8 protein-coding genes are annotated in these 7,248 nt (G+C 65.4%); 3 read left to right on the forward strand and 5 right to left on the reverse strand.

The window, feature by feature from the left end; genetic code table 11:
* The coding region (rplM, locus tag V7060_RS18350) for a 50S ribosomal protein L13 (protein ID WP_334180648.1) at positions 1–247 on the reverse strand (247 nt) is incomplete at its 3' end.
* Between the two features lie 191 nt (positions 248–438).
* Here rplM and coq7 point away from each other — a divergent pair.
* Positions 439–1,080, forward strand: a complete 642-nt coding sequence (gene coq7 / locus V7060_RS18355; RefSeq protein WP_334180649.1) for a 2-polyprenyl-3-methyl-6-methoxy-1,4-benzoquinone monooxygenase — start codon at positions 439–441, stop codon at positions 1,078–1,080.
* Positions 1,081–1,259: 179 nt separating this feature from the next.
* Here the strand turns inward: coq7 and sugE are convergent, their stop codons facing one another.
* A complete protein-coding gene (gene sugE / locus V7060_RS18360) occupies positions 1,260–1,574 on the reverse strand; it encodes a quaternary ammonium compound efflux SMR transporter SugE (RefSeq protein WP_334180650.1) in 315 nt (104 codons plus the stop codon).
* Positions 1,575–1,755: 181 nt separating this feature from the next.
* Positions 1,756–2,550, reverse strand: coding sequence for an adenosylmethionine decarboxylase (speD, locus tag V7060_RS18365; RefSeq protein WP_055936923.1), 795 nt, complete (start codon positions 2,548–2,550; stop codon positions 1,756–1,758).
* Positions 2,551–2,737: 187 nt separating this feature from the next.
* Between speD and crp the strand changes: the two genes are divergently transcribed.
* Together crp and V7060_RS18375 are read left to right on the forward strand one after the other, a co-directional pair.
* Positions 2,738–3,424 (forward strand): cAMP-activated global transcriptional regulator CRP, encoded by a 687-nt coding sequence (crp, locus tag V7060_RS18370; protein WP_334180651.1) that lies wholly within the window; start codon positions 2,738–2,740, stop codon positions 3,422–3,424.
* Between the two features lie 311 nt (positions 3,425–3,735).
* Positions 3,736–4,485, forward strand: a complete 750-nt coding sequence (locus tag V7060_RS18375; protein WP_334180652.1) for a sulfite exporter TauE/SafE family protein — start codon at positions 3,736–3,738, stop codon at positions 4,483–4,485.
* 70 nt (positions 4,486–4,555) lie between these two features.
* On the opposite strand, the gene V7060_RS18380 is transcribed toward V7060_RS18375, so the two are convergent.
* Entirely contained in the window at positions 4,556–6,400 is a 1,845-nt protein-coding gene (locus tag V7060_RS18380) for a peptidoglycan-binding protein (RefSeq protein WP_334180653.1), read from the reverse strand.
* Between the two features lie 97 nt (positions 6,401–6,497).
* Positions 6,498–7,034 (reverse strand): hypothetical protein, encoded by a 537-nt coding sequence (locus V7060_RS18385; protein WP_334180654.1) that lies wholly within the window; start codon positions 7,032–7,034, stop codon positions 6,498–6,500.
* Positions 7,035–7,248: the final 214 nt, after the last annotated feature.

Genomic DNA, 7,248 nt, shown 5'->3' on the forward strand with positions numbered 1-7,248 from the left:
TGCCGATGTAGCCGGTGAAGCGGTGGTACTTCTTGTCGGCCAGCTTGTTGCCGGTCACGTGGATCTTCTCGGCATTGATCACCACCAGGTAATCGCCGGTATCGACGTGCGGGGTATAGACGGGCTTGTGCTTGCCGCGGAGGCGACGGGCCAGCTCGGTGGACAGGCGACCGAGGGTCTTGCCTGCTGCGTCGACGACGTACCAGTCGCGCTGGACGGTCTCGGACTTGGCGGTAAAGGTGCTCATGTGGATCTCATGTGTCTGGTCGGGCGGATTCCGCGGTTTCCCGGGCGGAACTTTGCCACGCGTTGTGAAGGGTGGAACGGAAGAGGCGGGATTGTACGGGGGCTTGCCGCAGTGCGCAAGTCGGCCCAACCCGAGCCGGGACGGACCTCCCGCGGCAAGCGCCCATGCCCGGGAGCCGGCACAATGCCCGCATGAACACGCGGACTTTCTCCCCCCTCGACCACTGGCTGGTGGAAGCCCAACGCGGCCTGGACACCGTCTTCGGCAATCCGCCGGCCCAGCGCACCAATCCGGCGGGGAACACCCCGGAGGTCGCTCTCGATCCCGCCGAACAGCGCCATGCTGCCGGCCTGATGCGCATCAACCATGTCGGCGAGGTCTGCGCCCAGGGCCTGTACTTCGGCCAGGCCGCCGTGGCCCGCGACGATGCCACCCGTGCCCACCTGCTGGACGCGGCCCAGGAAGAAACCGATCACCTGGCCTGGTGCGCCGACCGCCTGCGCGAACTGGACAGCCGGCCCAGCCTGTTCAATCCGCTCTGGTATGCCGGCAGTTACGCACTCGGCGCGCTCGCCGGCCTGCGCGGGGACGGCTGGAGCCTGGGCTTCGTGGTGGAAACGGAGCGACAGGTCGAAGCCCATCTGGATGAGCACCTGGAGACCCTGCCGCCGGCCGACCTGCGCAGCCGCGAGATCCTGCAGGTGATGAAGGCCGACGAAGCCCGCCACGCCGAACATGCCGAAGAGGCCGGCGCCCGCCTCCTGCCTGCGCCGATCCCGGCATTGATGGCAGGCGCCTCGAAGCTGATGAAGGCCGTCGCATACCGGCTGTAGGGCGCGCCTCGGCGCACCATCGCCGATTCCACGTACCCACGCTTTTCAGCGGCGACGCTTAGCCGGCCTGCCGCGTCGACGGAGCGTTCCGGGGGGCGGGCCAAGGTCCACCCAACGTGCTGAATTCTCGCTGGCGACGCGCGACGCATGGGTTCATGCGGTCGTGCGCGCGGCGCACGCTACGACGCGAGCTTCAGGCCGATGATGCCCGCCACGATCAGGCCGATGCAGGCCAGCCGCGCGGCGGTCGCCGGTTCCTTGAACAGCCACATGCCGACGAAGGCCGTGCCCACGGCGCCGATGCCCACCCAGATCGCATAGCCCGTTCCCAGCGGGATGTGCCGCAACGCCGCCGCCAGCAGCCAGAAACTGCCCGCCATCGCCACGCCGGTGACCACGCTCGGCCCCAGCCGGCTGAAGCCCTCGGAATACTTCAGGCCCACGGCCCACATCACTTCCAGCAGTCCCGCCAACACCAGATAGACCCATGCCATACGTCACCTCCTCAGGTTGATTGCCCGGGCCACAACGCAAGAGCGGCCCGGAACTCGCGTTCCGGACCGCCGTCGGTCCTGATGCGCGGCTCGCGCCGCGGGCGGGTCGTCCCGCCATGTGTACGGTCAGACTGGCGCAGGCCATCCGAACCGGATGTAACCCGCACCGGCCGCCAACCCGTCATTCCGGCAGGTTGCGCCCGTGGTACAGCTCCTCGATCTCCCGCTTCAGGCGCGCCTCGATCTTCATGCGCTCCTTGAACGACAGGTTCTTGGCCTTCTCCTCGAACAGGTAGTTGTCGAGGTCGAACTCCTTCAGGTGCATCTTCGTGTGGAAGATGTTTTCCTGGTAGACATTCACGTCGAGCATCTCGTAGCGTGACTTGATGTTCTTGGCCAGGAAATCCTGGATCGAATTGATCTTGTGGTCGATGTAGTGCTTCTTGCCCTTCACGTCGCGGGTGAAGCCGCGCACGCGGTAATCCATGATGACGATGTCGGATTCCAGGCTCTCGATCAGGTAGTTCAGCGCCTTCAGCGGCGAGATCACGCCACAGGTCGCCACGTCGATGTCCGCACGGAAGGTCGCGATGCCGTTGTCCGGATGGGTTTCCGGATACGTGTGCACCGTGATGTGCGACTTGTCCATGTGCGCCACCACCGCATCGGAGATGATCTCCTTGCCCGCATCCTTCTTGTCGATCACCGGCTCCTCGGAGATGAGGATCGTCACCGACGCGCCCTGCGGGTCGTAGTCCTGGCGGGCCACGTTCAGGATATTGGCACCGATGATCTCCGCCACGTCCGTCAGGATCTGGGTCAGGCGATCGGCGTTGTATTCCTCGTCGATGTATTCGATGTAACGGCGCCGCTCGTCCTCGGACGAGGCGTAGCACACGTCATAGATGTTGAAGCTCAGCGCCTTGGTGAGGTTGTTGAAACCTTGCAGACGCAGGCGAGGCAGGGGTTTTACCACGGCGGTGGTCCCTCGTCGGGGGAGTCGGATGAGGGGGCGGATTATGCGTCATAAGGGGTGACAGCGAAATGTCCGCGCGCCACCCGTCGGTGCGCCGGCACCATACTGGCCCAGCCCTTGCATGGCCTGCGTTTGCCGTGGGCTACGTATTCGGACTAAGCTTCCTGAATTACAAGCCGTGACCACCATGAGCCCAGGCATCCCCCTTGTAGCCCCCGCTCGCACCGCCGCCAGCCCGCTGACGCCGGACAACGCCACGCTTGAGCGCTTCTTGGCCCACAGCCACAGGCGTCGCTACCCGGCCCGCGCCGATGTCTTCCGGCCGGGCGACCCGGCGGGGACGCTCTATTACGTGGTCAGCGGCTCGGTCAGCATCATCACCGAGGAAGACGACGACCGCGAACTGGTCCTCGGCTACTTCGGTTCGGGCGAGTTCGTCGGCGAAATGGGCCTGTTCATCGAGTCCGACCGACGCGAAGTCATCCTGCGCACGCGCACCCAGTGCGAACTGGCGGAAGTCAGCTACGAGCGCCTGCACCAGCTCTTCCTGGGCACGCTGTCGGCCGATGCGCCCAAGCTGCTGTACTCGATCGGCGCCCAGCTCTCGCGACGCCTGCTGGACACCAGCCGCAAGGCGAGCCGCCTGGCGTTCCTGGACGTCACCGACCGCATCGTGCGCACGTTGCACGACCTGGCACGTGAGCCGGAAGCGATGAGCCATCCCCAGGGCACGCAACTGCGTGTCTCGCGGCAGGAGCTGGCCCGTCTGGTGGGTTGCTCGCGCGAGATGGCCGGCCGTGTCCTGAAGAAGCTTCAGGCGGACGGTTCGCTGCACGCGCGCGGCAAGACCGTCGTGCTGTACGGCACCCGCTGACCGCATAGGCGTGCGGCCGGCCTTCAGGGGCCTGCCGCGATGGGCGCCTTCCACCGCCAATCATTCGACACCCGCAACGCAGAGCATCGCGCCGTCGACGATGTCGCTGTCCCGCCGGTCTATCGCGGGCTGCATGCGACTGGAACCGACGACAACCAGGCACCACGCCGAAGCGCATGCGCTCTGATGCGTCCGCGGCTTCTCCGGAACCTCGCTGCGATCACGGCACGCCGAACGCGGCGTGATCAACCCACGGCCTGTATCCTGTTTCCCGATACCCACGGCGCCCCACGCCGACTGGATGCCTCGGGATGGAGTTTGGAAGCGCGTTTTTCTGGTTCGTCCTCATCGGGCTCGGCGCGCAATTGGTGGACGGCGCGCTCGGCATGGCGTTCGGCCTGATCTGCTCGTCCATCCTGCTGAGCATGGGCCTGCCGCCTGCCGCGGTGAGCGCCAGCGTGCATGCCGCGGAAGTAGTGACCACGGGCGTCTCCGGCGCTTCGCATGCCTACTTCCGCAACATCGACAAGCGGCTGTTCTGGCGTCTGACGATCTCCGGCTCCATCGGTGGTGCGATTGGCGCCTATGTGCTCACCCGCTTGCCGGGCGATGCCATCCGTCCGTTCGTCTATCTGTACCTGCTGGCGCTGGCCGTACTGATCCTGGTGCGCTCCTTCGGACGCTGGATGCCGCGCGAACAGGTCAAGCGCGTGCCGGTATTGGGCTTCTTCGCCGGGCTGCTGGATGCCACCGGCGGCGGCGGATGGGGGCCACTGGCTACCTCCACGCTGCTGGCACGCGGCGGGCAGGCCCGCACCACCATCGGCACGGTCAGCGCCTCCGAGTTCGTGGTGACGCTGGTGGTGTCGCTGACTTTCCTGTTCACCATCGGTGTGCAGCATCTGGAAATCGTGCTCGGGCTGCTGGTTGGCGGCGCCATTGCCGCACCGTTCGCGGCCTGGTTCGTGCGGCACGTTTCCGAGCGCATCGTGCTGAAAGTGGTCGGGCTACTGGTCCTGTGCATCAGCCTGTACCAGATCGGACGCGCCTGGCTCAGCTGATTCGCTCCGCACGCACCTGTGACGGAGACGCGGGCCGGCTTGGCCGGCCCGCGCACCTTGCCGCACGTTCTCAGCGGGCCGTACCCATCTGGTCGCGCTGTTGTGCGACCTGCTGGTCCGCGACGTGCTGCTCCTTCTGTTGCCAGCCCTGGCCCGCCGGCGTCTTCAGATAGTCGTCCAGCGCCTGCCGCATGGCCCGGTCGTCGCCGCCATGCATGGCGGAGAACATGCGGTCCACGAACGAGCGCTGCGCATCCTCGCCCCGCGCACTCTGCGACGTGCTTTCCGCGGGCGTCGCGTCGCGCACCACAGCTGGCGTGGCCGTTGCCATCGCAGCACGTGAGCGGTCGCCGTACTCACCATCCACTTTCAGCCCACGATCCTCCTGGAACGCACGCAACGCGTGTTGGGTCTGCGGACCGAACTTGCCCGACGTGGTCTCCAGCGGTTGGCCATCGGCACCACGGTAGCCCAGCTGGTTGAGCTGCTGTTGCAGTTCGCGCACCGACGCGCCCGACACTCCATCACGCAGCACCTCGGCCGAGGTCGCGCGTGCGGGCACGGCCGCATCGCGCTCCGTGCCTTGCAGGTGCAGCAGCGGATCCACCTGCCGGCCGTCGCGCCACATTTCGAAGTGCAGGTGCGTGTCGCCCTGTGCAGGCGTGTTGCCGGTCCGGCCCATGGTGCCGATCTGCCGCCCGGCTTCCACGCGCTGGCCATTTCGCACGCTGAACTCGTCGAGATGGAAGTACTTGGTCAGCGTGCCGTCGTCATGCCGCACATGCACGGTGTTGCCGGCTGCATCGTTGTTCGGGCGCACCACCACGGTACCGCCCGCGACGGCCACGACCGGGTCGCCGACGTTACCCTCGATGTCGATGCCGCCGTGGCGGCGGCCACCACTGCGCGGCGTCCCGAATTCGCCCCGACCTTCGCGCGGCTTGTCGGCCTGGTTGATGTCGAGATTACCCGGTGTAGGCCACGCCAGCCCGCCCTCGCGCTGCTGCGCCTCCACCGATTGGGCACGATTGCGCTCCTGTTCCGGCAACGCGAGTTGCAGCGCGATCGCTTCGCGCGTGCGTTCATCGGCGTTGCCGGTGGCTTCCAATTGATTGGCGACCTGGAAGGCGCGCACTGCCTCCTGCGTCTTGCCCCCGTAGATACCCGAACGCGTCTCCAGTTCCGCACCCCGACCATCGCGGAAGCCTAGCTGGTTCAGCGACGTCTGCAGGGCGCGCACTTCTTCGCCACGTTCGCCGCTCTGCAATACGCCGTCGGCGAGCGGCGACGTACGCTCACGGACGGCGGCATCGGGCTGACCCGCCTGGATACCGCGATCGGGGATATTGATGGCGGCAAACTTGCCATTCCAGTATTGCGCGTATGTCGTCGCCAGATCGCGATCACTGAGTCCACGCAGGTCGGAAGGTGCGCGACCGGTCAGACGCTCTACATCGAGGTTGCTGATGTTGTTGAGGATATTCCTGCGCGTATTGGTGCGCGTGAATTCGCCGTCCTCGATGGCATTCTGGATGGACGCGTAGCCGGCGGCGCCTTGCTGATGCGCCAGGTAGAGATCCAGTCCGCTCGGCGTCTCGTTTCCGGAAAGGAAATCGTGACCGCTGCGGGCCTGGCCACGCGAGATGTCGCCGAGATTGTCGGAGTACAACGCCGCCGCCGCGCGTGTGTTTGCCACTGGATCGAACTCCCGGCCCGATATTCCATATTGTTCGGCGGTGTCCGGCATAAACTGGAACAGGCCCTTGGCGCCGCTGGGATTGCTCGCGTCGGGATTGAAGCGGCCGCCCGTCTCGATATAGGTGAACCGCAGGAAATCCTCGCGCGGAATGCCGCTTTCCTGCGCTTGCCTCTCGATGATGTCGAGGATCTGTTCACGGGTGTACTGACTGGCCATCGTTGGCTCCTTTGCTGATGTACGCGACCGAGAGGTCGCAGGACGTCAACCGGGCCCCTCCGTGGGCCTGATGCAAGTCGGTCAACTGGAAATCGGATTACTTGCCGTAGCGTTCGCTCGTCTCGTCGAAGGTATAGACCACGTCGTCTGTTGCCGTCATGTCGCGGACTTTTCCGGGCGACGCGATGGTCGTTCCCTTGGACGACACCTTGAGGCGGGGAAGGCCATCACCGACCTGCTCGAACGTCAGCGTTCCGGTGCTGGCGACACACGGCATCACTTGCCCGCCATCGCATGCGTCGCTGTTGTCGTCGCTGACAGGGATACTTCCCAGGTAGCCCCACTGCCTGAAACCGAGCTTGTCCACACTGCCTGGATCGAACAGCAGCAGGCTGAACATGCCCACCTCGGTTCCGTTCATGAAATCCCGGGTGGGCACTGCCAACAGGTAGCGCCCATCGCCCGTCGTGAACGACTGCGACTTCCTCGCCTCATCGATCTGCTCGGGTCGGCCCATCCTGCCGAACTCGCCGACATAGCCGTCGGTATCCGGCTTCGACCATTCCTGCTTGCCGTCATTCTCGACACGCGTGAAGGTCGCCTGCGAGATGGCGACATATTCGGGATCCATCATGCCGTTGTCGCCCTCCGGACCCTCGCCTTGGCTCTTGCTGCCGAAGCCAGTGAAGTAATGCTTTCCTTTCAGATCGAACGCATGGCCGTACCAGTAGCTGACGGTGGCGCCACCGTCGATCGTGTAGCTGACCGCACCATCGCCGTCGCGCTGGTAAATGAAAGGTAATTCCTAGCCTTTCCGGACCAGAGTGGGCCGTAGTTGCTGGATCGAA

Origin of the sequence: Pseudoxanthomonas sp. (assembly GCF_036845285.1) — a bacterium.
In the GTDB taxonomy this organism is placed as follows: Bacteria; Pseudomonadota; Gammaproteobacteria; order Xanthomonadales; family Xanthomonadaceae; genus Pseudoxanthomonas_A.

Coding starts and splice junctions, on each gene's coding strand:
- sugE (WP_334180650.1), bottom strand. CDS start 1,574: ATGGCATGGGTCTATCTGGTGTTGGCGGGACTGCTGGAAGTGATGTGG.
- crp (WP_334180651.1), top strand. CDS start 2,738: ATGAGCCCAGGCATCCCCCTTGTAGCCCCCGCTCGCACCGCCGCCAGC.
- coq7 (WP_334180649.1), top strand. CDS start 439: ATGAACACGCGGACTTTCTCCCCCCTCGACCACTGGCTGGTGGAAGCC.
- V7060_RS18385 (WP_334180654.1), bottom strand. CDS start 7,034: ATGATGGATCCCGAATATGTCGCCATCTCGCAGGCGACCTTCACGCGT.
- V7060_RS18380 (WP_334180653.1), bottom strand. CDS start 6,400: ATGGCCAGTCAGTACACCCGTGAACAGATCCTCGACATCATCGAGAGG.
- V7060_RS18375 (WP_334180652.1), top strand. CDS start 3,736: ATGGAGTTTGGAAGCGCGTTTTTCTGGTTCGTCCTCATCGGGCTCGGC.